Annotated in this window: 19 protein-coding genes and 4 tRNA genes; 14 read left to right on the top strand and 9 right to left on the bottom strand. The window is 40.9% G+C overall.

Features of this window, described 5'->3' with window-relative positions:
• Positions 1-105 precede the first annotated feature (105 nt).
• Entirely contained in the window at positions 106-1050 is a 945-nt protein-coding gene (locus ACT4_RS06310) for a cation diffusion facilitator family transporter (protein WP_007480758.1), read from the top strand.
• A 34-nt stretch (positions 1051-1084) separates the two neighbouring features.
• On the opposite strand, the gene ACT4_RS06305 is transcribed toward ACT4_RS06310, so the two are convergent.
• Entirely contained in the window at positions 1085-1423 is a 339-nt protein-coding gene (locus ACT4_RS06305) for a membrane protein (protein WP_007480757.1), read from the bottom strand.
• A 229-nt stretch (positions 1424-1652) separates the two neighbouring features.
• Here ACT4_RS06305 and ACT4_RS06300 point away from each other — a divergent pair, with 229 nt between their 5' ends.
• A complete protein-coding gene (locus ACT4_RS06300) occupies positions 1653-3254 on the top strand; it encodes a hypothetical protein (protein ID WP_007480755.1) in 1602 nt (533 codons plus the stop codon).
• A 177-nt stretch (positions 3255-3431) separates the two neighbouring features.
• Positions 3432-4364: a hypothetical protein gene (locus tag ACT4_RS06295; RefSeq protein ID WP_004877860.1), complete on the top strand. Its 933-nt coding sequence runs from the start codon at positions 3432-3434 to the stop codon at positions 4362-4364.
• 38 nt (positions 4365-4402) lie between these two features.
• Here ACT4_RS06295 and ACT4_RS06290 read toward each other — a convergent pair.
• The 7 genes from ACT4_RS06290 to ACT4_RS06260 form a co-directional block, all read right to left on the bottom strand.
• A tRNA-Glu gene (locus ACT4_RS06290) sits at positions 4403-4478 on the bottom strand.
• A gap of 25 nt (positions 4479-4503) precedes the next feature.
• Positions 4504-4579: transfer RNA gene (locus tag ACT4_RS06285), tRNA-Glu, on the bottom strand.
• A gap of 214 nt (positions 4580-4793) precedes the next feature.
• Complete coding sequence (locus tag ACT4_RS06280) at positions 4794-6200, bottom strand: amino acid permease (protein WP_007480753.1); 1407 nt, start codon at positions 6198-6200, stop codon at positions 4794-4796.
• Between the two features lie 117 nt (positions 6201-6317).
• Positions 6318-6393: transfer RNA gene (locus ACT4_RS06275), tRNA-Glu, on the bottom strand.
• A gap of 22 nt (positions 6394-6415) precedes the next feature.
• Positions 6416-6491: transfer RNA gene (locus ACT4_RS06270), tRNA-Ala, on the bottom strand.
• Positions 6492-6549: 58 nt separating this feature from the next.
• Entirely contained in the window at positions 6550-8058 is a 1509-nt protein-coding gene (gene gltX / locus ACT4_RS06265; protein ID WP_007480752.1) for a glutamate--tRNA ligase, read from the bottom strand.
• Positions 8059-8164: 106 nt separating this feature from the next.
• Positions 8165-8404 carry a DUF4179 domain-containing protein gene (locus ACT4_RS06260; RefSeq protein ID WP_372595724.1) on the bottom strand — a complete coding sequence of 80 codons (240 nt, stop codon included), beginning with the start codon at positions 8402-8404 and terminating at the stop codon, positions 8165-8167.
• 466 nt (positions 8405-8870) lie between these two features.
• Between ACT4_RS06260 and ACT4_RS06255 the strand changes: the two genes are divergently transcribed.
• The 8 genes from ACT4_RS06255 to ACT4_RS06220 all read left to right on the top strand — a co-directional run bounded on the left by ACT4_RS06255 (position 8871) and on the right by ACT4_RS06220 (position 18089).
• The gene (locus tag ACT4_RS06255) at positions 8871-9866 is read left to right on the top strand and encodes a sulfate ABC transporter substrate-binding protein (RefSeq protein ID WP_007480749.1); all 996 of its coding nucleotides are present in this window, start codon (positions 8871-8873) and stop codon (positions 9864-9866) included.
• 197 nt (positions 9867-10063) lie between these two features.
• A complete protein-coding gene (gene rsmH / locus ACT4_RS06250; RefSeq protein ID WP_007480747.1) occupies positions 10064-10987 on the top strand; it encodes a 16S rRNA (cytosine(1402)-N(4))-methyltransferase RsmH in 924 nt (307 codons plus the stop codon).
• Positions 10987-11325 (top strand): cell division protein FtsL, encoded by a 339-nt coding sequence (locus tag ACT4_RS06245; protein WP_004877852.1) that lies wholly within the window; start codon positions 10987-10989, stop codon positions 11323-11325. Before rsmH ends, ACT4_RS06245 begins: the two co-directional genes overlap by 1 nt.
• Before the next feature lie 10 nt (positions 11326-11335).
• A complete protein-coding gene (gene ftsI, locus ACT4_RS06240; RefSeq protein WP_004877850.1) occupies positions 11336-13165 on the top strand; it encodes a penicillin-binding protein PBP3 in 1830 nt (609 codons plus the stop codon).
• A gap of 7 nt (positions 13166-13172) precedes the next feature.
• Complete coding sequence (locus ACT4_RS06235; protein WP_007480745.1) at positions 13173-14672, top strand: UDP-N-acetylmuramoyl-L-alanyl-D-glutamate--2,6-diaminopimelate ligase; 1500 nt, start codon at positions 13173-13175, stop codon at positions 14670-14672.
• A 21-nt stretch (positions 14673-14693) separates the two neighbouring features.
• On the top strand, positions 14694-16091 hold the full coding sequence (murF, locus tag ACT4_RS06230) for a UDP-N-acetylmuramoyl-tripeptide--D-alanyl-D-alanine ligase (protein ID WP_007480743.1): 1398 nt from the start codon (positions 14694-14696) through the stop codon (positions 16089-16091).
• Positions 16092-17210, top strand: coding sequence for a phospho-N-acetylmuramoyl-pentapeptide-transferase (gene mraY / locus ACT4_RS06225; RefSeq protein ID WP_007480741.1), 1119 nt, complete (start codon positions 16092-16094; stop codon positions 17208-17210).
• Positions 17211-17270: 60 nt separating this feature from the next.
• Positions 17271-18089, top strand: a complete 819-nt coding sequence (locus ACT4_RS06220; RefSeq protein WP_004877838.1) for a putative RNA methyltransferase — start codon at positions 17271-17273, stop codon at positions 18087-18089.
• Between the two features lie 12 nt (positions 18090-18101).
• Here the strand turns inward: ACT4_RS06220 and ponA are convergent, their stop codons facing one another.
• Positions 18102-20690: a penicillin-binding protein PBP1a gene (ponA, locus tag ACT4_RS06215; RefSeq protein ID WP_034604691.1), complete on the bottom strand. Its 2589-nt coding sequence runs from the start codon at positions 20688-20690 to the stop codon at positions 18102-18104.
• Positions 20691-20852: 162 nt separating this feature from the next.
• Between ponA and ACT4_RS06210 the strand changes: the two genes are divergently transcribed.
• From ACT4_RS06210 to ACT4_RS06200, 3 genes are read left to right on the top strand one after another with little or no spacing between them, the layout of a single operon-like run.
• On the top strand, positions 20853-21911 hold the full coding sequence (locus tag ACT4_RS06210) for a pilus assembly protein PilM (protein WP_004877835.1): 1059 nt from the start codon (positions 20853-20855) through the stop codon (positions 21909-21911).
• Complete coding sequence (locus ACT4_RS06205; RefSeq protein ID WP_004877833.1) at positions 21911-22555, top strand: PilN domain-containing protein; 645 nt, start codon at positions 21911-21913, stop codon at positions 22553-22555. Before ACT4_RS06210 ends, ACT4_RS06205 begins: the two co-directional genes overlap by 1 nt.
• Complete coding sequence (locus tag ACT4_RS06200) at positions 22552-23286, top strand: type 4a pilus biogenesis protein PilO (RefSeq protein WP_007480736.1); 735 nt, start codon at positions 22552-22554, stop codon at positions 23284-23286. The genes ACT4_RS06205 and ACT4_RS06200 overlap by 4 nt, the downstream gene beginning before the upstream one ends.

The following is a 23286-nucleotide window of genomic DNA, read 5'->3' as shown; positions in this document are numbered from 1 at the left end:
AAGCAAAGAGTAGCTGTACATATAGCATTTGATTTAATTCTCAATTAGAGGCAGTGTAAGCAAGAAAAGAAATACACTTTCTTGCACAATTATAAGGAGTCCAACATGAGTGGACATCAAGGGCATGACCATAGTCATGCAGTTGTCACCGAAGGCAACGCCAAAAAGCTGACAATCGCTTTAGTTTTGACCTCAACTTTTTTAATTGTTGAGGTGGTTGCTGGTTTAATCACGCAAAGTTTGGCATTACTTTCTGATGCGGCACATATGTTTACCGACGCTGCTGCATTAGCGATCGCCTTAGTTGCGATTAAAATTGCAAAACGCCCAGCCGATGATAAACGTACATTTGGTTATCAGCGTTTTGAAATTTTGGCAGCATTATTTAATGCGGCGATGTTGTTTTTTGTCGCGATTTACATTCTCTACGAAGCGTATCAGCGTTTTACTCAACCACCAGAGATTCAAAGTGTTGGTATGTTGATTGTGGCATCGTTAGGGTTGGTGGTTAATCTAATCTCGATGAAGATTTTAATGTCGAGCGCTGCAGAAAGCCTAAATATGAAAGGCGCTTATTTGGAAGTTCTGAGCGATGCGCTCGGTTCTGTCGGCGTGATCATTGGTGCGATCGTGATTTATTATACCAACTGGTATTGGGTCGATACGATTATTGCGGTTGCCATTGGTTTCTGGGTATTGCCGAGAACGTGGATATTACTCAGACAGAGTATTAATATTTTATTGGAAGGTGTACCCGAAGAAGTTGATATTGAAAAATTGCGAAGTGATTTACTCTCGTTGGATGGTGTCGAAAGCATTCACCAATTAAAAGTTTGGGCAATTACATCGAAAAATATTCATTTAACCGTCCATCTTTTCGCACCGAATGCTGATCGTAATCAGTTACATCGTGCAGCGACAGAAATGCTATCACATGAGCATGGCATTGCTGAGGTGACCTTGCAGATTGAAGATGATGCAGAAATGAATTGCCAGCATAGCCATCAACATGATGACATTGCTGAACCAGAACACTCACATCAGCATTAAGTTGATGTGAGCAGATCGAAAGTGAAATGCCGTATTAGTTTTGCCATTCATGATTGCAGTCACGGCATTTCCAATGCTTTTGTGCTTGCATAAAAGCTTGCATTGAGATTTTGAAATCAGGTAAATCACGCCAGAAAAGAACACCTGCAATCACACAGACAGCAAAGACGACCACAGTCGAAATTTGCAGTGTCTGGCCTGCACCATTACCGAAAATCCACATCCCGATACTGATCACAACCAAGATCAATAGAATAAAAATCGCAGGCACTAAAAGAACCAAGCTTTTAGGTACATTTGGACGAGGGCTATTTGTACCCTGACTGACAGGCATTATTTTGACGCTTTGACATTTAGGGCAACGGTATTGCATAAAGGTTTCCTATTGTGTTTTGGCTATTTTAGCGAAAATTATGCAAAAGCTAAAATTATGAGTTATTCAAATACATAAATTTACTTATTTTGAACTTTGATCTGTAAGCCCATCTCTGGATTTTGATTCAAAAAAGCATTTATACAGCTCGTCTAAAGCTAGTCGCTATGCTGTTACGAGTCATGCTAATTTGATTTTAGGATTTTTTGAATGATGTGAAAGGAAACGCATGTTAAGCACTAAAATTTTAAAATTGCGTTTGTCTCGGATTGAAAAGGGGAAAGAGCATTTATCAACGCAAGATAAATTGATGTTGGTGAGTATGGATAGTCCTGACTTGAGTGCGAATTTTATTTTAAGACTATTCAAAATGAACCTGCCAAAACAGTGGAAGTTCCAACATGAAACTGAGGAAGATATTTTTTATAACACTCAGCTTATTCAACTGATTGAAGATGAGTTTATTCCAGCGTATGAGTTTCATGCACGGAAACATGCTTGGTATGAGCAGTGTTTAATGTATAGGTTGAACTTCATCACACCAGAACCCACCCAACAGCAAATTAATGTTTTTTTGCGTCATTTAGATCAGTGTTTAGATCAACTACCTAAAATTGAATTACTTCACTATTTCTTGCAAAAATATCCGACCACCCAACATGCGATTGCTCTTGCAAAGGCCTATGCAGGTGCTCAGCAATATAATCAAGCGATCCAACAACACGAATGGGCACAGAGACAGTCTACGCAGCCCAATGAAGTCGCTTTTTACGGCTATATCGAATGTTTGCTTAATCGTCGCCAAGGTGAATACAAAGCGCATGTGAGTGATGTGGAATATGCGCTTGATTTATTGTGCAAATATGAAAAGCCTATCGATCAGAAGAGCTATAAAAAATTATTAGATCGTGCAATCACCGCATTATTACCGCAACAACTGCTGCAAACGCGAGCCATTGAAACCAATGTATTCTCCGATGTTGGTCGAGGGTTAAACTCACTGGGGAAATCATTAGGTGGAATTTTTGGTGCGAGAGATTTCTATATTCCTTATAGCAAAGAACTTATTGCGAGTGCGCCTCAACTATTACATGATCATGATGTGTTTGAGAGCCTTAGCCAATCTCAAGCGATGCGGTCTGCATTGCAGCGACTATTAAGCTCGAGTGAAATTGACAGCTCTGAACAATTACTTAAATTCCTGTGGATTTCAATCCAGCAAGATCCAGATATTTTAAACTCATTGCAGCCTCCTATTGATTCAGCACATCTCATTCAATCACTTTCTAAAATTGAGCCGATAGAACAGCAAGCTCTGGATTTTGGACAATTACAATTGATCTTGGAGCAAGGTCTAAGTGCTTATCTTGGCGACGGTCGTTTAAATAAACAGCATCCTGAACGACATCATTTATATGAATGTCGGGATGAAATTGTCCAGCAGATGATCGATTTTGCGGTATGGTTTTATCGAGACATTGTTAAAATTTATCTTGAGCAACAGAACTTACAGTTACAACAGGTGAAAAAGCTTTTGATTGGGCAGTTACCAGAAATTGCACTCTCCAGCGGATTATTTGCCTATCAGTTTGAACATTACCAGCGTGTGCAAGCTTTATTTGATTGGATGAAACCGAAGCTAGAAAAAGGTAATGATTTTGAAAAAATGCAGGCTGCATGGGTCGCTTTAAGAGAGGCGAGATATTTTGATGATGATTCTCTTATAACGCGTGTTCAACCGATACAGCAGAAATTTGCAGAATATAAAAGCATACGTGACCAACAGATTTTTTTACACGAACAGGTCGAACAAGAGAAACTTGAAAAGTAATATTTTATGAACAAAATAAGAGCAATTTAGTGTTTAAATAATTTGAAGCTTTGCAACAAAAAGACGCAAACGGCGATGCGTTGCATGCTAATCTACATAAAAACATCTAATAAGTTCAGAAAGCAGATCGCAGCTCATAAGAAGTGAGCCAGTAAGAAAGGGAAGAGGGAGAGCATCTTGAATCGACAAGATGATAAAAAGGCAATGTTCGATATTATGCCTGCAGATGAAGACGCAACGGATAAACCATCTTTATCACGTCGACTAATCTATAAAACGTTACAGCACGCACAAGATGCTGTTGAATTCGCAAGTGATACCTCTCGCAATATTGCAGGTGTTGCTGATGCAGCATTGGGTGCACTGGATCAAGTGACTCACCATACCAAACGTGGCGTTGAAGGGGTGAGAAACTCTGTTCGTGATATGGTCTCAGAAACCAGTGAGGCTGCACGACAAGTTGCACTTGCAATGGCAAGAGCATCACTTGGGAAAGGTTCTCTGACCTTATATTTACCTGAAATGCTGCTCAATAATCAGATTCGTAAGCGCATGGATCGCTCCGAGATTGATGATATCAAAATTGAATGTGGCAATGATCGCTTTCACATTGAACTTGATGGACATTATCGCCGTTTCCTCTATCGACTCTCTTTAGAATTTAATGTGCTTGAATGCCGTATTGGTCAGGAAAAATATTTACGTTTGCGGCAAGTTGATGAACACCTAGATTTGCAAATTCGTCATGGTGGGACACTGACCAATTGGGCGACGCGTAGAGTTGGAAATGTCAGCTTTGAAGTGATTAATTCATTACCGATACCTTTTCTCATCAATCACCTTATTCGTGATGTGCCGGGAATTCAAAAAGAAGGCCATCGTTTGTGGTATATCGACCTCGAAGAAGCGGGTTTTATTGATTTTATTAACAACCGTTCTTGGATGGTAGATAAATTATTAAACCTCACCGATTTTAGTATTCTGCCGGGTTTGAATATCCTGCAAGAAAGTCGTGAGCTAGTACAGCAATTGGTTGATCAATTTGAAATTCGTGGTTTACGCGTGCAATCTGGCCGCTTAGAAGTTCAAGTTGGAATTGGAAACGAATAATAAAAAAGCCACTGTCAATGCAGTGGCTTTTTTGAATTTGGCGTCCCTACGGGGATTCGAACCCCGGTTACCGCCGTGAAAGGGCGATGTCCTAGGCCTCTAGACGATAGGGACTTATATGAGGCATACATCTGAATATTGGCGTCCCTACGGGGATTCGAACCCCGGTTACCGCCGTGAAAGGGCGATGTCCTAGGCCTCTAGACGATAGGGACGTTTCAGAGGTGGGCGTATATTAGGTTGAATTAGATAGGGTGTCAAACACTTTTCTAAAGAAAATCTAAAAAAAGTGAATAAGTGTTTAAAAATACCGCATATCGTGGAATAAATAATCAAAAATAAAGATTTAGGTGTGAAAGCTAGATTTTTATCATGATTGTTACAGATATAAAAAATGCAGCCAGAGCTGCATTTTTTTGAATGTCGAGATTATGTGCGATCACGATAGAAAACATAGTGACTTAAATAACACGCAGCAATAAACAATAAACATCCAATAAAACCTGCTTGCATTTCAGGATCAGCTGCCATACTTAAACCTGTAATAAAACAGAAGATGAAGCCTAGAATTGGAACAATAGGATATAGCGGTGCAGCAAATTTTAAATCTTTTGCTGAGTGCCCAGCTTTATACCATTGGCGACGGAAATTGAATTGGCTCCAGCAAATGCTCATCCATACAATCACCATCGTGAAAGCAGCGACACCTAATAAGTTTTTGAAAATCGTTTCAGGTGCAAAATGTTCTGACAATAAGCCAGGGATCGCGCCGAACATGGTCACAACCAATGCAATAATCGGTGTTCCACTCTTTGAAAGTTTAGAGAAAACACTTGGTAACTGGCGCTGATCTGACAATGACCACATCATACGTGAAGCGGCATAAAGCCCAGAGTTGGCTGCTGAAAGCAATGCAGTGATGATTACGAAACGGATAATGTCATCGGCATAAGGAATACCAATGTAATTGAATACTGTAACAAAAGGGCTGCTACTCACGCCTTCACCGCCCAAACCTGCGATTTGGAAAGGAAGTAATGCGCTGATGACGATAATAGTACCCACGAAGAAAATCAATAAGCGCCAAATCGCGGCGTTAATTGCTTTCGGTACATTGACCGCAGGATCTTTGGTTTCACCAGCAGCGACACCGATCAATTCAGTACCTGAAAAAGCAAAGTTTACAATCAGCATGGTGGTAAAGATCGGAACTAAGCCCTGAGGGAACCAGCCGTGAGCGGTTAAATTGTGAAACAACGGTGCTGACTCTGAGCCATGGAATGGAATCAAACCAAAAATTGCGAGTAAACCGAGAATAATAAAGGCAATGACGGTTACAACTTTGACCAGTGCTAACCAAAACTCTGACTCCGCAAACATGCGCGTCGATGTTAGGTTGAGGCCTAAAATGGTGACAGCAAAAATAATAGTCCAAATCCACATCGAAATATGCGGGAACCATTCTTGCATGAGCAATGCAGCAGCAGTGAACTCAGTACCGAGTGTGGCGGTCCATGTTAACCAATAGACCCAAGAAATCATGTAGCCAGTGCCTGGACCAATGTATTTTTGCGCGTATGCACCAAAAGATCCTGCTACAGGCATATGTACAGCAAGTTCACCTAAACATAGCATGACCATGTAAGCAATTAGACCACCTAAGATATAGGCAATAATTGCACCGACAGGGCCGGTTTGAGCGATAACTTCGCCAGAACCTAAAAATAAACCCGTACCAATTGCACCACCTAAGGAAAGCATAACAAGGTGTCGTGTGCTCATTGCACGTTTTAATGTTTTGGTTTCTGGATTCGCATTTGAGTTGGAAGATTGCATACGACAATTTGTCCAAGCATAGAGAAGCGGCTATTTTATGGAAAATTCGAAAATGTGCAATCTGAATGAGTGAATGATTAGTTGAAAAAGATCATTTTATAATTTTTATATAGAAAATGGCGTCCCTACGGGGATTCGAACCCCGGTTACCGCCGTGAAAGGGCGATGTCCTAGGCCTCTAGACGATAGGGACAGATGAGGCAACACAAAATGTCTGGTGGAGCCAAGCAGGATCGAACTGCTGACCTCTACAATGCCATTGTAGCGCTCTACCAACTGAGCTATGACCCCAGTTTGTGTGAGCGCAATATTAGGGGGATTGCGCTCACACGTCAATGATTAAACTGAATTAAGTCTCACTATTTGCATCATTTTTCGGCAATTTTAGTGATTCATTTAATTTTTCCCAAACTTTCAGTTCTTTCTTGCTTGGACCACCAACAATTTCAAGTGCATTGCGTAAGCGAGCGAAAGTTAAATCAGGACCAATGGTCACCATTGCTTGCATTACAGGCGTTGAACTGGTTGAGCCTGCAATCGCAATAAAGAATGCTGGCATAAAGTCGCGTAATTTAATTTCCATTTGTGCAGCCAAATCGATCAATGTTTGACTTACGGTGTCATTGTTCCACGTAAACTGACTTTCTAAACGCCAGATCGCAAATTGTAGGCTTTGACGAACCTGTTCTTCGGTCAACTTTTTGCTTTCAAACTGCGCTTTGCTGATTTGTGGCATGTGGTTAAAGTAGAAACCAGCCCAATTCACGGCTTCAGAAAGTAGGTTGATACGAGGTTGAATTGCAGCAGCAATATCTTCTAATGTTTGACGATCACTTTTCCATGCCAATAAACGATCAAGCAATTGTCCTGGAGTCAGGCCTTTGATCCATTGACCGTTGAGCCAGTTTAGTTTCTCGACATCAAAGATTGGACCACCCAATGACACGCGTTGCACATCAAAGTTCTCAATCATGTCTTGTAGCGTGAAGATTTCACGCTCATCAGGCATTGACCAGCCCATGCGACCTAAATAGTTGAGCAATGCTTCTGGTAAAACACCGATGTCACGATAGTAATTGATCGAAGTTGGGTTCTTACGTTTAGAGAGTTTTGATTTATCTGGATTGCGTAATAATGGCATATGGCAAAGCGTTGGCATTTCCCAACCAAAATATTGGTAAAGCAATTGATGCTTTGGTGCTGATGGTAACCATTCTTCGCCACGGAGTACGTGCGTGATTTCCATCAAGTGATCATCTACAACGTTTGCAAGGTGATAAGTTGGCAAGCCATCTGTTTTTAACAGAACTTGCATGTCAACTTGTGCCCATGGAATTTCAACTTCACCACGGAGTAGGTCATTGATTTTACAAATCCCTTCTTCTGGTACTTTCATACGGATGACATGTGGCTCACCAGCAGTAAGGCGACGTTGTACCTCTTCAGTAGAAAGCTTCAACCCGCGACCATCATATTTTGGTGTTTCACCGCGCGCTTGCTGTTCAGCACGCATTTGATCTAGCTCTTCTGCAGTGGCAAAACAATAGAAAGCGTGACCTTTTTCAACAAGTTCTAATGCATATTGTTTATAAACACCCATACGCTCAGATTGGCGGTATGGTGCATGAGGGCCACCGACATCAGGGCCTTCTGACCAGTTGAGGCCTAACCAACGTAGCGAATCCAAGATCATTTTCTCAGATTCAGGGGTAGAGCGAAGTTGGTCCGTATCTTCAATACGTAAGATAAATTCTCCACCATGCTGTTTTGCAAAACATAAGTTAAATAACGCGATATAAGCAGTTCCTACATGTGGAAAACCTGTAGGAGAGGGAGCAATACGAGTACGGACTTTCATAAGAGATCGGATTTAAAATTAGAAATTGAAACTATTATAACGAAAAAGCCTAGTCACGGAATGACTAGGCACATTTAAACATGCGAGGGGTTACATATTTAAAGTATTAAGAATTATGCGGTTGGAAAATCGTTTGAACAAAGCGTGAGAAACGCTCATGTTGGCTAGCAAAGAAATTTTGGCTTGGCGTTGCGCGAATCGTATTGAGCATTTTGATCTCATCATTGGTTGATGGAATCATCGCTGTATTACGTTTCTGTTGATCAAGTGCTTTAACAATAAGAGAAGAAGATTTGTCTACTGATTTTATGTTATTACTTTCTTTGATTGCAGCAGCATGACCCATCTGTACAGAGCAGACTAAAAATACGCTTAAGCATAGAGTTTTTTTCAATTTTAATGCTCGCATTGCTAACATCCCCTTCATGATTTCGAGTCTACAAGACTAACTAAACAAATATAGTATTGCTTTAATGATACGATTCAAACATAAATCTTAATAAAAAAGTAGAACTGCGTCACACTTTTTACAAAAAAGATAAACTTTCAGTAAATTTCTACTCGATATTTATAGCTGTGTGGCTAGTTTGTATGCAAGTCAAATTTAGCAAGCAAATATGTAGAAAACATGGAGACCGAAGATTTAAGGAATATTATCTATTTTTGTACTTTCATTTTACTGCTATCTATATGAAAAGTTAGCATATCTAGAATTAAGCATAATAAATATTATATTGATATAAGTTGTTGATTGTAAAATATTTTATCTAAAATATAGTGGTGTAGATATTTATGAGTTAGGGGTTGTACAAATGAGAAAAATATTCACGATCGCATTGCTTGGCTTTGGTTTAAATGGTGCAGCACAGGCGGCAACCACATTTTTGAATGTATCTTATGATCCAACACGTGAATTTTACCAAGAATACAATCAAGCTTTTGAACAATATTGGAAATCTAGAACAGGTCAAGAGGTTGATTTTAAACAATCACATGGCGGTTCAGGAAAGCAAGCGCGATCCGTTATTGATGGTCTACAAGCTGATGTAGTTACTTTAGCTTTGGCAAACGATATTGATGAAATCGTAAATGCGGGTTTAATTCACAAAGACTGGCAAAAACAGTTTAAAGATAATTCAGCCCCATATACCTCAACTGTTGTTTTCCTTGTTCGGAAAGGTAATCCTAAAAATATTCGAGACTGGAACGATTTAACCAAAGCGGGTGTGGAAATTATTACACCCAATCCCAAAACAGGCGGTGCACCGAGATGGATTTATTTATCTGCTTGGGGGTATGCGCTTAAACAACCAAATGGTAATGATGCAAAAGCACGTGAATTGGTCAAAAAACTTTATCAAAATGTCAAAGTTCTAGATTCAGGTGCGCGAGGCTCGTTGACTACCTTTGCTGAGCGCGGTATCGGTGATGTATTGCTGTCTTGGGAAAATGAAGCACTACTAGCCACAAAAGGATTAGGTCAAGACAAGTTTGAGATCGTTTATCCATCTATTTCGATCTTGGCTGAACCTTCTGTTGCTATCGTTGATAAGACGGTAGATAAAAATGGTCATCGTAATCTGGCTCGTGGATATTTAAACTTTTTATATTCACCATTGGGTCAAGAGTTGGCGGCTAAACATTATTTCCGTCCACGTAATCCTCAAGTTGCTGCAAAGTACGCTAAGCAATTTCCAAAAATCAAACTTTTTAATATTAATGATGTGTTTGGTGGCTGGGCAAAAGCGCAAAAAACACACTTTGTAAATGGTGCGATCTTTGATCAAATTTATGCCGAAAAACCATAAATGTTGGGTGTGTGCCTTTGAGGAAAATGATTAAAAAAGCAAATACAGCGCGTATTTGCTTTTTTATTGAGTGAAAAATCGAAAGAAAACGGTTTTATCTATGAAAAGTTAAGAATTCTCTACAAAAAGTCGTTTGGTGATGGCATAAAACAAGGTGATAATGTGCAGTTACATTTTTAGCTGTTGATTGCATTGTTATGTCGCATATTTCTGTCTTACTTCATGAAACCGTTGATGGCGTACTGGCAGGCCGTGACACAGGTATTTTTATTGATGCGACTTTTGGTCGTGGTGGTCATACTCAATTATTGCTTTCAAAATTAGATGCCAATGCGCGTGTTTATGCTTTTGATAAAGATCCACAAGCACTTGAAGTTGCAGCACAATTAGAACAAGAAGATTCACGTTTTAAAATTATTCATGCAAGTTTTGCAGATATTCAAGCTGAACTCAGCAATATTGGTATTACTGAAGTCGATGGCATCATGGCTGACTTGGGAGTGTCATCTCCGCAACTAGATCAAGCTGAGCGCGGTTTTAGCTTCATGCATGACGGTCCTTTGGATATGCGCATGGATAACTCGCAAGGTTTGACAGCGGCCGAATGGTTGCTTGAAATAGAAGAAGAAAAATTAGCAAACATTATCTATCAGTATGGTGAAGAGCGTTATAGCCGCCGTATTGCTAGAGCCATAAAACAAGCTGGTGAAATTACAACAACAGCACAGCTCGCTGAGATTGTTAAAGTTGCTCACCCTAAATGGGAAAAGCATAAGCATCCTGCAACACGTACATTCCAAGCGATCCGTATTGCGATTAACAAAGAACTAGATGATATTGATGTATTTTTACCGCAAGCTGTAGAATTATTAAAACCAAAAGGGCAATTGGCCGTGATTAGCTTTCATTCTTTAGAAGATCGTTTAATCAAACAATTTATTCAAAAAGAATCGAGCTTGGCTGAAGATGCAGGTTGGGGAATGCCTCAAGCGCAGGTTGATACTCGACGATTGAAAAAAGTTTCTCGTATTCGTGCGAGTGAAGCAGAAGTAAAGGCAAATCCTCGCTCGCGTAGTGCATGGCTTCGTGTTGCAGAGCGCTTAGAGCAAAAAGGCAAATAATGAACAACAAGAATGATGACGAAGTCGTATCCAACAGCAAAAAGGGACTGAAAAAAGTTATTGTTTATGCTGTACTCGTTGCATCGGTGTTTATCAGTGCGATGATGGTGGTATTTCAGGTGTTTGAATATCGTCATGATTATCGAGATTTAAGTTCCTATATGCGTGAGAGAGATGATTTAAACGCAGAATGGGGACGTTTGCTGATTGAACAACAGACTTTTGGTGCGACTGCCCAAATTGGTTCGCGTGCGGTAACACAATTACGAATGTTTTCACCACCAGCTACGCAAACTGTAGTGATTTCTTTACCTATGACTTCAGAGCAAGATAAATAAGGCATGCTGTATGGCAGATAAGCGAAGCAAACCAATACGAAAAAAACAGCAATCCATTTCGGAAAAACCAACCCTTGCTCTCGATATGTGGCGATTTTATTTGCTCTGGGGTGTTGTGCTCCTTTGCTTTGTGGTGTTGGTTGCGCGTGCCTTTTATGTGCAAGTTGTGAATAAGGATTTTTTACAGAATAAAGCGAATGCCAATATTCTTCGTACAGAGCGTTTAGAGGCAATGCGTGGCGTGATTAGTGACCGTCATGGTGTGCCTTTGGCAATCAGTACACCGATCATGAAGATTGTGATTGACCCAAGAGATTATTGGGAAGCGAAAAAGCAATTTGATGAGATCACTGAAGAGTTAAAGAAAGATCCAACCAATCGTAAATTGAAACGTCAGTTGCCTGATAAAAATCTAAATTTAGATGAGTTGGCAGATGCAGTAGGTATTGATCGCCAGTCACTTCGAAAGCAAATGAATGATCGTCAACGCTCGCGCTATTTGGTACTGCAAAAAGAAGTGCCGCCGCAGCAAGCTGATTTAATTACTAAGCGTAATTTCCAAGGTGTATACGCAGAAAAAAGTTATAAGCGTTATTACCCACAACCTCAACCAAACGCTCAAATCATTGGTCTAACCAACAGTGAAGGACGCGGAATTGAAGGTTTGGAAATGCAGTTGAATAAACAATTGTCAGGTGTGGATGGCGAGCAAAAAATCATTCGTGACAAGAAAGGCAACCGTTTAAAAGTTTCTGAAGTGATCAAGGAAGTTGAGTCTGGAGAAAATATTACCCTGAGTATCGACTCGCGTTTACAATACATCATGTATCGTGAACTCACAGCTGCAGGCGTGGCGAATAATGCTCGTTCTGCAACTGCAATTGCCGTGGATGTAAAGACGGGTGAAATTCTGGCGATGACCAGTTGGCCGTCTTACAATCCAAATGATAAAAATGGCCTCAGCAATAAAGATGCGATGCGTAACCGTGGCGCAATTGATATGTTTGAGCCGGGTTCGACGATGAAACCATTTACTATTGCAGCGGCATTAGAAAGTGGAAAATACACACCAAACACTATCGTTAATACTGCACCGGGTTCAATGAAATTGGGTTGGCATACAATTCGTGATACGCATAACTATGGTGCTTTAACTGTTACAGGCGTCATTGTTAAATCTTCAAACGTTGGTTCAGCAAAGATTGCACTATCTTTGCCAAAAGATACCATTCCTTCTTTCTTTAGACGCGTTGGTTTTGGTCATCGTTCGGATGTGAAATTTCCGGGTGAGAGTGCAGGTTTGCTCTATCCAGCGGATAAGATCAACCCTTCTCAGCTCGGGACGATGGCGTATGGTTATGGTTTGAATGCCACGATCCTTCAAGTTGCACAAGGTTATGCGATGCTGGCCAATCATGGCGTTGAGATGCCACTGAGTCTACGAAAGCTAGACAAAGCACCTGAAGGAACACAAGTCTTATCACCTAAAATCGCTGATGAAGTGTTGTTGATGCTTGAACAAGTGACGATGCCAGGCGGTACGGCGAAGCAAGCGGTGATCCCAGGTTATCGTGTTGGTGGTAAAACAGGTACAGCGCATAAGCTACGCGCAGACCGAAAAGGTTATTCAAATACTGAATATCGTGCACTTTTTGCTGGGGTAGCCCCTGTCAGTGACCCGCGTTTAGCGATGATAGTCGTCGTTGAAAATCCACAAGGTCGCTACTATGGTGGTCTTGTTGCAGCGCCTGTATTTGCAAGAATTATGCAAGAGTCGTTGCGCCTATTAAATGTGCCTTTAGATAAACCACTAGATACTTCTATTAAACCCAACCCGTAGGTAAATTATGTCGATTAGTTTTCAACAGATACATCCGATCAGCATAGATGCGGCTTGGTATACACAGCCCTTTCAAGGCTTCTGCCTTGACAGTCGTAAGGTTGAGGCAGGGCATATTTTTATCGCCTTAAATAGTTTTAGTCAGCCTGAGAAAACACTTCAATTTGCGCAAAATGCCTTGGATGCTGGAGCTTTAATTGTCATTAGTGAAGCAGCTCTAGGGATCGAGAAAGAATGGGTTTGTTCGGAAGTTCGTGATCTAATAGGTGGATGGCAGAAGCAGTATTTGCAGTTGACTGATCCTACGCAGCCCTTACGTGGTATTGCGGTCACAGGAACCAATGGCAAAACAACAATTTCTCGTTTAATCGCTGAGTTAATTACGTCACAACATCACGGTTGTGCTGTGATGGGAACGACTGGTAATGGTATTTTACCGAATTTAACACCATCAACCCACACGACACTTGATGCATTACAACTGCAAAGTGCACTACATGATTATGCAAAACAAGGTGCGAGTTTTGTTGCGTTAGAAGCCAGTTCACATGGACTGGAGCAAGGGCGTTTAAATGGCTGTGATCTTGAAATTGCGGTGTATAGTAATTTAAGCCGCGATCATTTGGATTATCACGGTACTTTAGAGGCTTATGCAGAAGCGAAAGCGCGATTATTTAAATTTAAAACACTCAAAGCTGTTGTGATCAACTTGGATGATGCGCATGCAAATATAATGTTGGATGCCGCTAAAACTAATCCATCTCAACCGAAAATTCTCACCTATTCTTTAACGCAGGCTTCTGCTGATTATCATATTGCTGATTTGCAATATCGTTTGAGTGGGGCGAGTTTTAGTTTAATTTCGCCAACAGGTTGTTATGCCGTACAAAGTCCATTACTAGGACATTTTAATGTCGAAAACTTATTGGCGAGTTTGATTGCAGCGGAGTGTGCTGGTTTTGCTTTGGATCAGTTGGTTCAATTTGTTCCGCAATTACAAGGCGCGCCAGGACGTATGCAAGTCATCCAAGATGATGAACGATTGTTTGTTGTCGATTATGCTCATACTCCAGATGCCTTGATTCAAGTATTAACTACATTAAAACGTCATGTAAATGGGCAGCTTTGGGCGGTCTTTGGCTGTGGTGGAGATCGAGATCGCGGTAAACGTCCGTTGATGACTCAGGCGGCTTTAGATCATGCTAATCCTGTGATTTTGACCTCGGATAATCCGCGCACGGAAAATCCAGAGCAAATTTTTGCGGATATGAAACAAGGTATTCATTTTGCACAACATACCATGCATGAGATTCATGATCGCCGTGAAGCGATTAAGTTTGTTGTTGCTCAAGCACAGGCTGGTGACATTGTGGTGATCGCTGGGAAGGGACATGAAAACTATCAGGAAATTGATGGGGTTCGTCATTGGTTTGATGATGTGGTTGAGGTGCAATCAGCAATTGCAGCACAGCCACATGCAGTAGATTCAGCTTATCCTGCACAATAGGATTCAAAGGTAATAACAAGTATGCATACATCAACGACGAGTACCGTTCCATTAGAACCATGGACAGCTGAACAATTACAACAAGCAACCCACGGTGAATGGCATAATGCCAAAATCCCACAAGGTGAAGTTAAACGTATTCTGACAGATTCACGTCATGCCGAAGCTGGAGATGTCTTTCTTGCTTTAAAAGGCGAGCGATTTGATGCACACAATTTTGTCGATCAAGTGGTTGCACAAGGTTGTCAAATTGCCATTGTAGAGCGTCCAGTCGATGCAGAAATTGCACAGCTCATCGTTAAAGATACACGATTAGCGCTTGGACATTTGGGCGCATATCGTCGTCAACAGAATCAGCAGTTGAAAGTGATTGCACTCACAGGTAGTAGTGGTAAAACCACGACCAAAGAAATGTTGGGCAGTATTTTATCTCGTTTGGCACCGACACTGATCACGCGTGGCAATCTAAATAATGATTTGGGTGTGCCAATGATGTTACTTGAGTTACGTCAAGACCATCAATTTGCTGTGATGGAGTTAGGTGCTAGTCATCAATGTGAAATTGATTACACCTCAAATCTAGTTCAACCACATGTGGCTGGAATTTTAAATATTGGTACAGCGCATCTGGGTGAATTTGGTGGTCGAGAAGGGATCTGTCGTGCTAAATCAGAAATCTATGCGCATATTTTGGATCATGGAACTGCGATTGTTCCTGCATATGATGATTTTAGTGCAACCATTCGTCTCAATGCGCAAGGACATCAAATCTTAAGTTTTGGCGAAGGCGGTGATGTATTTGCTACGGATATCGTACTACATCCTCAATCAGCACAATTTAATTTGCATACGCCACAAGGTGTTCGTGCAGTGAACTTACCTTTTGCAGGGATGCATAATGTGCAAAACGCAGCTGCTGCCGCAGCATTTGCACTCGCGATCGGGGTTGAGCTTGATCAGATTGTAGAGGGCTTAGAGCAAGCGCAGGGTGCTAAAGGTCGTTTGAACTTTATCCAACATCAAAATCATCTTTTCATTGATGATACTTACAATGCGAACCCAACATCAATGCGTGCGGCTGCACAAGTATTATTGCAGCAACAAGGTTTGAAAGTCATGGTGATGGGGGATATTGGTGAACTCGGTGAAAGTAGCTGGCAAGAGCATCATGATCTAGGTCGAGATTTAGTGGGTCAACCATTAGATCATTTGGTTGTTGTTGGTGAGTTTGCTACAGCTGCACAACAAGGTGCGACAGATTCTGCAAAACTGCATGCCTTTGCATCTCAAGCAGATGCATTACCATTCTTAATTAATTTAGTCCAAACACATCAACCCCAGTCCATGAGTTTCCTGTTTAAAGGGTCTCGTTATACCCATATGGAAACGTTGATGGCTGACTTGATGGAGAAAATTTAAATGTTGTTATGGTTATTTGAGCAATTGGCGGACTATAACAGTTCGTTTCAGGTTGTTCGTTATTTAACGTTGCGCTCTTTGTTGAGCTTGCTGACTGCTCTGACGATCGGACTGGTTTTAGGTCCAGTCATGATTCGTAAATTACAGGCATTAAAATATGGTCAGGCTGTGAGCTCTTTTGCGCCAGAAAACCATGCCAAAAAAATGGGTACCCCAACCATGGGCGGGATCCTCATTTTGCTCTCTATCGGGATCAGTACCCTATTGTGGGCTGATTTATCCAATCCATATGTCTGGATCGTGCTTGGTGTAATGGTGGTGTTTGGTGCGGTGGGTTGGGCCGATGACTGGATTAAAGTCCGTTATAAAGATAATGCCGGCTTGCCCGCACGTAAGAAGTTTTTTTGGACTTCGGTGGCATCTCTGGGAGCGGGTATTGCCTTATATGTGATTGCGAAACAGCAGGATAGTGCCGTACATACGGCGAATATGCTGGATTTGCTGATTCCTTTCTTTAAGAATTTGTCGATTCCTCTATCTGTTGTGCCGCTGGGTTTAGCATTTATTGTTTTCACTTATCTTGTGATTAATGGTGCATCAAATGCGGTTAACCTGACGGATGGCCTAGATGGTTTGGCGATTATGCCAATCGTTATGGTTGCAGCAGGCTTGGGCGTTTTTGCTTATTTATCTGGTGACATTCGTTTTGCGAATTATTTGCATATTCCATACGTTAAATATACCTCTGAGCTTGTAGTGATTTGCTCTGCAATGATCGGAGCGGGTCTTGCTTTCCTTTGGTACAATGCGCATCCTGCACAAGTCTTTATGGGTGATGTCGGAGCTTTAGCGCTTGGCGCAATGCTTGGTACGATTGCGGTGATGGTTCGTCAAGAAATTGTCTTTGCAATTATGGGCGGTGTATTTGTCATGGAGGCTGTTTCTGTATTCTTGCAAATCGGTTCATTACGTATGCGAAATAAACGTGTATTCTTAATGGCACCGTTACATCATCATTATGAAAAGCAAGGTTGGAAAGAAACACAAGTCGTAATCCGCTTTTGGATTATTACCATTTTCCTCGTTGTGTTAGGGTTGATGACGTTAAAATTACGTTAAGCCAAGATTCGAGAAAAGAGCTGGTGATGACCAGCTTTTTTTTATGTTTGGAGAAAATAGATGAGTTTGTTGATGTGTCCTGTTTGTCGCCAATCGTTGAATTTGGCGGAGAATACATGGCGATGTGAACAAGGACATAGCTATGATGTGGCCAAACAAGGTTATGTAAATCTTCATGTGGTTCAACACAAACATAGTAAGACACCGGGTGATACTGCTGAATCTGTATTAGCGCGCCGTGAATTTTTACAAGCAGGTTATTACCAGCCATTACAGCAAGCGGTTGTTGAGATACTTCAGCAGCTTAAACCAAAAGCAATTTTAGATATTGGCTGTGGTGAGGGTTATTATACCGATGCGATGCAAACGGTTGCTAACGATTGTATTGGTGTTGATATTGCTAAAACAGCGGTACAACGTGCAGCAAAACTAAATTCCAAAGTAACATGGATTGTTGGAACAGGTGCAACATTGCCCGTTCAAAATCATTGTGTTGATGTTTGTACGAGTTTATTTAGTCCAATTCCTCAAGCAGAAATTGCTCGAGTTTTAAATCATGGTGGACATTTAATTGTTGTAACGCCTGCACCTAAGCATTTATATGATTTAAGAGCTGCTTTATTTGAACAGGTAAATTTACATGAGCCTCATAAGTTTGTTGAGCAACTTGAAGCTGAGTTTGAGTTAATACAAGAGCAAGTGATTGAAGCGCCGTTAAGTTTGGATCAAATGGCCTTAAAGAACTTAATCGCAATGACGCCTTATGCTTATAAAACCAATCCCGAACGACGGATGTTGTTAGAGCAGAATTCAGTATTCACGGTAATTGCCGCTTTTCAGATTTATCTATTTCAAAAAAGAAAAAAGCCATCAATTTGATGGCTTTTTAGCTTATTGGATTTGTTTGATGAGGTTTTCTATATTATCTCTTTCTTTCTTTGGTGTTGGGCTTTGAGGTTCCGTACCTAGAGCAGGTGGTTGTTTTTTTGAGGGAACAATAATTTGTTCATCAGCTGTAGGCGCTGTGCCGGGTAAGTCTGAGAAATCATTATCTATCGAACGTGTTGGGACGACTGGCGCAGGGCGATAGAGAGGACGTGCTAAAGGTGGAGATGCTCGATAAACTTTTTGATCCTCGCTTTGTTGAACTTGTAATTCATCACGAGAGATTGGTGCGCTTGCATCTTTATCAAAACGGACCCATGTAGACGGCGTGCCTGCAAGTGACTTCGCCATAAAGTTCGACCAAATAGGTAGTGCAGCAACGCCACCATATTCACGACGACCTAATGTTCGAGGTTGATCAAATCCAACCCAAGCAATCGCGACGAGCTTGCCATTAAAGCCTGCGAACCAAGCATCTTTCGCATCATTGGTTGTTCCTGTTTTACCACCTAAATCATCTCGTCCAATTTTGAGTGCAGCACGACCTGTACCACGCTGAATTACGTCATGTAGGATATTTGCCATATCATAAGCTGAACTGGATTTTAAAATTCTTTGAGCTTGTTTGTAATTGCTATTGGTCTTGAGTAATTGATCAGGATTTGCATCTGTCGCTTGAGTTTCTGATGATGCTAGAGCGTTCTCTAAGCTTTCATTGGTGATCTCTTGTGTTTCATCATCTTGGTTGGTGTCTTGTGCTTGGTTATAAGCATTTGAGTCGCTGATGCATGGAATACATGCATATTCAGGCTTAGCTTCATAAATGATATTGCCATTATTGTCCTCAATTCTTTTGATGAAATGAGGCTGTATACGATAGCCGCCATTTGCAAAGGTTGCATAACCTGTTGCCATTTGCACTGGAAGAACTTGAGGTGTACCGAGCGCAATCGTGTAGTTGCGTGGAATTTGATCATCCTGTAAGCCAAAATCCATAAATAATTGGCGAGCTCTTTCGATTCCTACATTCTGTAATAAGCGCACAGAGACTGTATTTCGAGATAAATACAATGCACGACGTAGCGGAATCATACCGAGATAGCGACCATCAGAGTTTCGAGGAGACCATTTGCCAATCGTAATGGGACTGTCATTCACCATGCTAAATGGTGTCATGCCGCGCTCTAATGCTAATGCATAGACAAATGGTTTAATGGTTGAACCAGGCTGTCTCCAGCCTTGTAAAGCACGATTAAATTTTGTTTGATAGAAATTATATCCACCTACGATTGCTTCAATTGAACCATCATTTGGATTTAATGCAATCAATTGTCCTTGAACTTTTGGAACTTGAACTAAAGACCACACGGTTTTATTTTCATTTGGTCGTAAGCGAATAATATCTTTAACTTTAACAATTTGAGAAGCATTGGATGGCGCACCGCCAACGCTATTGGCATTACGATAAGGACGCACCCATGACATACCTGACCAATTCACGGTGACTGTTGAACCATCTTGCATCAAAGCATCAAAGGAGTTGCTCTTTACTTTTACAACTTGTGCGGGGTAGGTGTTGGCATATGCCATGAACTGATTAAGTGGTTTATCATGAGCTTCAGGGCCACGCCAGCCATGACGACGATCATAAGCTTCAAGGCCATCTTGAATTGATTGTTCTGCATAGCGCTGACGTTTGCTATCAATCGTAGTATAAACCTTATAGCCAGAGTCGATTGCTTGAGCGCCAAAATGTTCAACAAGCTCAGCACGAACCATTTCACCTACATAGGGAAATACGTTACTGACTGAACGATCCACCATGTTTAAACTAATTGGTTCAGCAACAGCTTTTTGATATTGGGTTTGATTGATATAACCAAGCTGCAACATACGACCTAAAATCCAATTACGACGTTCAAGTGCTCGTTCAGGATTTACAACAGGATTATACTTTGATGGTGCTTTAGGCAATCCAGCGATCATTGCCATTTGTGCTGTTGTTAGTTCATTTATATTTTTGTTGTAGTAGATTCGAGCAGCTGCTGCGATACCGTAAGCATTTTTTCCTAAGAAAATTTTATTGACGTAAGCGGTGAGAATTTCTTGTTTTGTTAGGTTTTGTTCAATTTTTCGTGCAAGGAAAACTTCTGTTAGTTTGCGTCTTAATGTACGGTCTGGGCTTAAATAATAGTTCTTCGCAACTTGCATGGTGATCGTTGAGCCACCAGTTTGGACATCGGATCCAGTAATTGATTCAGTGACTGCGCGACCAAGGCCTTTGAAGCTAATGCCATTATGCTCAAAAAAAGAAGAGTCTTCCGCTGCTAGAAATGCATGGATAAATGTTGGGGGAATTTGCTCATACTTTACTGGTATTGATAGTTTGCCACCATATTCCGCGATTAACTTATTATCAGCTGTATATACCTGCAATGGTTTCAGTAATGGCGCTTTTTTTAGAGAACTCATATCTGGCAAAGATGGTGCAAGATAGAGATACATGCCATAAAATCCCATAGGAAGTGAGACTAAGATAATAATAAGCATCAAAAAAAATGGGCGAACAATGCCAGAACTGGATAGCTTTTTCATAATAAGTAAGTTTTAATAAGAGCGAATGGCAAACTAATTGTGGTCAGTATATCCTTTAGACATGCGGATTGTTAGATGAGTTATTGTATCCGTATAAATTAAAGACCAAAACAAATTAGTATGTTGTATTTTTGGGGATAAAAAAATAAATAGGAAAGTACTGTGCTCAGGTTATATCGTAAACCAAATAAGGGGTTAGTAGGGGTCGATATTAGTTCGACAACTGTTAAGTTATTGGAGCTCTCTGTAAAGAACGGTAGATATTGGGTTGAAAGTTATGCGTTGATGCCGCTGCCAGAAAACAGTGTCGTCGAAAAAAGCATTCTTAATCCTGAAGCAGTTGGTGATGCCCTTGAGCGTGTTGTCAATTTAGCGAACCCTCACACTACCAATGTGGCAATCGCAATTCCAACATCAATGGTGATTAATAAGATCATTGAGATGGATGCTGATATGTCAGATGAAGAGCGTGAAGTGCAAATTCGTATGGATGCTGAACAGTACATTCCGTTTCCATTAGATGAGGTGAGCCTTGATTTTGAGGTTCTGCCTGATAAATTGCCAAATCCCAATCGCGTTAACGTCCTATTAGTTGCTACCCGAACAGAAAATGTTGACACGCGTGTCGAAGTTCTTGAACTTGCGAACTTAACAGCAAAAATTGCTGAAGTTGAAAGTTATGCAATGGAACGAGCTTTTAGTGTGTTTTCTGATACGCTTCCAATGGGTGCGAATACTGTCGGCATTCTAGATATTGGTCATACCATGACAACTTTATCTGTGATGCAAAAAGGTAAAATCATTTATACGCGTGAGCAAGTATTTGGTGGTCGCCAGCTTACCCAGGATGTGCAAAACCGCTACGGTTTGTCATTTGAAGAAGCGGGTCGGGCAAAAAAAGAAAGATCGCTCCCAGATGATTATGACACTGAGGTTTTGGAACCTTTCCTTGATGCGGTTGTGCAGCAAGCTGCACGCTCACTGCAATTTTTCTTCTCATCATCACAATTCAATGAAATTGATCATATTTTATTGGCTGGTGGTAATGCCAATATTCCTGGCTTAGCGAAGCTTTTGCAGCAAAAATTAGGTTATCGCGTTACGATTGCTAACCCATTCTTACAAATGGGCTTTTCTCCCCAAATTGACATTAAAAAAATAGAAAATGATGCTTCCTCTTTGATGGTGGCATGTGGTCTAGCATTGAGGAGTTTTGATTAATGGCAAAGATTAACTTACTCCCTTGGCGTGATGAGCTAAGAGAACAAAGAAAGAAACAGTTTGTCGCTTTGTGTGTTGGCGTTGCTGCTTTAGGTGTGGCATCAATATTCTCAGGTTGGGTTTATTTTGATCAAAAATTGGATGATCAAGAGCAAGCGAATCAATTAATTGTAAGTACCAATCAAAATCTAGATACTCAGTTAAAATCATTAGAAGGTTTGCAAGAACGCCGTAATGCAATTATTGAGCGTATGAAGCTCATTCAAGGATTGCAAGGTCAACGTCCTGTAACTGTAAGATTGGTAGACGAACTGGTTCGGGTTACACCACCTACGATGTATTTAACCAAGTTCACAAGAACGGGCGATAAATTCACGATTGAAGGAAAAGCGGAAAGCCCAAATACAGTTGCTGAATTGTTGCGTAATTTGGAAGCATCTCCTTGGTATCGCAATGCATTTATGAATTCATTCTTAGCGGCCGAAGAGAAAAAAGATAAAACGGCTAGCTCTTTAGTTCCTCGAGTCGAGGAAAACTATGGAAGCTTTGTTGTAACAGTTGATTTAGGGGAGATTGGGGCAGTGACGGAAGTTGACCCATCAGCGGAAACAGCTGCTTCTGCAACGGCTGGAGGTGCACAATGAGTCAAGAAGAACTAAATGACCTCAATCAAGATGTTGTAGTCAAGAAAAAGAAAATGACAGTAGAGCAGTTCTTCCAACAATTTAACACGTTGGATATGAACAACTACGGCAGTTGGCCTCTGTCAGTTAAAATTACATGCTGGATTTTCGTTTTCTTGGCGGTGGTGGCGCTTGGTTATTTCGTCGTCATTAAATCTCAGCTTGAATCGATTGCAAATGCGCAAGCTAAAGAGCAAAGCTTATTAAACGAGTTTAGAGAGAAGGACTCGAAATTAAGAAACTTGCAGCAATACCAAGCACAATTACAAGAAATGGAAGCGAATTTTAATCAACAGCTTGAACAGCTTCCAAAAGAAACAGAAATCCCAAGTTTGGTTGAAGATATTAACCTAACAGGCGTGAATTCTGGTCTGAAATTTAAAAATATCCGTTTAGAGAGTGAAGTTAAGCAAGAATTCTTTATTGAGCAACCAATAAGCATTGAGGCAACGGGTGATTATCATGCATTTGGCGCGTTCGTTACGGGGATTGCTGCGTTACCTCGAATCGTAACGCTACATGATTTTGTTGTAGAAGCTAAACCTGATATACAAAAGAAATCAGATATTCCTGTGATTAATTACTCAGTTAAAGCAAAAACATATCGTTATATTGGGGCAGATGATCAAGCTGGTACGGACACGGTTTCTCCAGCAACTCAACCAGCTGCTAATGCTCAAGGAGGGAAGTAA

Source organism: Acinetobacter sp. NBRC 100985, assembly GCF_000241225.1.
Lineage (GTDB): Bacteria > Pseudomonadota > Gammaproteobacteria > Pseudomonadales > Moraxellaceae > Acinetobacter > Acinetobacter venetianus.
The sequence above is the reverse complement of the archived record's forward strand: the minus strand, read 5'-3'. Positions and strand labels throughout refer to the sequence as shown.